This is a genomic window from Tianweitania sp., assembly GCF_032053605.1.
Classification (GTDB): Bacteria; Pseudomonadota; Alphaproteobacteria; order Rhizobiales; family Rhizobiaceae; genus Tianweitania.
The window spans coordinates 28404-30880 of sequence record NZ_DAMBUH010000005.1 but is presented as its reverse complement, the minus strand read 5'-3'; the positions used below and the strand labels follow the sequence as shown (position 1 = coordinate 30880).

The window sequence follows — 2477 nt, the reverse complement described above, 5'->3', positions numbered from 1 at the left end:
AAGCCGATCAGCGGAACTCACCCTCCGCAGCAGAGAAAGCAAACAACAATATGGACGTCGTCGTCGTCGAGTCGCCTGCCAAGGCGAAAACGATCAACAAGTATCTCGGCAAGAACTTCAAGGTTTTGGCATCGTTCGGCCACGTGCGCGATCTGCCAGCCAAGGATGGTTCCGTTCTGCCGGACGAAGACTTCTCCATGTCGTGGTCGGTCGACACGGCATCGTCCAAGCGCCTGTCCGAAATTGCTGCCGCAGTGAAATCCGCTGACGGCCTGATTCTCGCAACCGATCCGGATCGCGAGGGTGAAGCCATTTCCTGGCACGTGCTGGAAGTTCTGCGCCAAAAGAAGGTGCTCAAGGACAAACCGGTCAAGCGCGTCGTCTTCAACGCCATCACCAAGAACGCTGTTCTTGATGCGATGGCCAACCCGCGCGACATCGATGGTCCGCTGGTTGAAGCCTATCTCGCTCGCCGTGCGCTCGATTATCTCGTCGGCTTCACGCTGTCCCCGGTTCTTTGGCGCAAGCTGCCCGGCGCACGATCTGCCGGCCGAGTCCAGTCCGTCGCGCTTCGGCTCGTTTGCGACCGCGAAGCTGAGATCGAGCGCTTCATTCGCGAAGAATATTGGAACATCGCGGCCAACCTGAAGACACCGCGCAGTGACGGCTTTGAAGCCAGGCTGACGGGCTTCGATGGCAAGAAGCTTCAGCGCCTCGACATCAAGAACGAGGAACAGGCGACCGACATCAAGACGATGCTTGAAGGCGCCGACTTCAAGACGCTGTCGGTTGAAGCCAAGCCCACCAAGCGCAATCCAGGCCCGCCCTTCACGACCTCGACCCTGCAGCAGGCTGCTTCGTCGCGGCTCGGTTTCGGCGCATCGCGCACCATGCAGGTTGCGCAGCGTCTTTATGAAGGTGTCGAGATCGGCGGTGAGACCACCGGCCTGATCACCTATATGCGTACCGATGGCGTGCAGATGGCGCCTGAGGCCATTGAAGCCGCACGTGCCGCGATCGTCGATCAGTTCGGCAACAAGTACCTGCCGGAAAAGGCGCGGCATTATTCCACCAAGGCGAAGAACGCGCAGGAAGCACACGAAGCCGTGCGCCCCACCGACTTCTCACGCACGCCGGCCTCCGTGCGGCAATATCTCGATGCCGACCAGGCGCGGCTCTATGAACTCGTCTGGAAGCGCGCGATCGCAAGCCAGATGCAGGCGGCCGATATCGAACGCACGACCGTCGAGATCGAGGCCAGGAACGGTTCGCGCGCTGCGACGCTTCGCGCCGTTGGTTCTGTGGTGCGCTTTGATGGCTTCATTGCCGCTTATACCGACCAGAAAGAAGACGACGCGGAAGATGAGGACGGCCGTCGCTTGCCCGAGATCCGCTCCGGCGAGACGATGGCACGCGAGTCGATCGTGGCCACCCAGCACTCCACCGAGCCGCCGGCCCGTTACTCCGAAGCTTCGCTCATCAAGAAGATGGAAGAGCTCGGCATCGGCCGCCCGTCGACCTATGCGTCCACGCTGAAGACGCTGGAAGACCGTGAATACATCACCGTCGACAAGCGCCGGCTGACGCCGCACTCCAAGGGTCGCATCGTCACAGCCTTCCTGGAAGGCTTCTTCGACCGCTATGTGGAGTATGACTTCACAGCCGGCCTCGAAGAAAAACTCGACGAGATTTCTGACGGCAAGCTCGCCTGGAAAGACGTGTTGCGCGACTTCTGGCGCGACTTCTCCGCAGCTGTGGCTGACATCAAGGAACTGCGCGTCACGGAAGTTCTCGACGCCCTGAACGAAGATCTGGCGCCCTTGGCGTTCCCGGATCGGGGTGATGGTACGGATCCACGCAGTTGCCCCAAATGCGGAAACGGTCAACTGTCCCTCAAGCTCGGCAAGTTCGGCGCCTTCGTTGGCTGCTCGAACTATCCGGAATGCTCCTTTACCCGTCAGCTCGGCGATGCCGGCAATGACAACGGCTCGGGTGAAAGCGAGTCCGGTGATCGTGTGCTTGGCAAAGACCCTTACACGGCCGAGGAAATTACGCTGAAGAGCGGTCGCTTTGGCCCTTACGTCCAACGCGGCGACGGCAAGGAAGCCAAGCGGTCGAGCTTGCCCAAGGGGTGGACCCCCGACTCGATTGACCACGAAAAGGCGTTGGCCCTGCTGGCACTCCCCCGCGATGTTGGTCAGCACCCGGAAAGCGGCAAGATGATCTCGGCCGGCCTTGGTCGCTATGGTCCCTTCCTGCTGCACGACGGCAAATACGCCAACCTAGAGACGATCGAAGACGTGTTTTCCGTCGGCATCAATCGTGCCGTGTCGGTGATCGCTGAAAAGGCAGCCAAGGGCGGTGGTCGTGAACGCGGAACGCCTGCAGCGCTGAAGGATCTCGGCGAGCATCCTGACGGCGGCGGCGCGATCACCGTGCGCGAAGGCCGCTACGGTCCTTACGTGAACTTCGGCAAG

Annotated in this window: 1 protein-coding gene; it reads left to right on the top strand. The window is 60.9% G+C overall.

The annotated features are described in order from the left end of the window. Window positions 1–50: 50 nt before the first annotated feature. On the top strand, window positions 51–2477 hold a 2427-nt coding region (gene topA / locus RTX98_RS02535; protein WP_312794333.1), incomplete at its 3' end, for a type I DNA topoisomerase.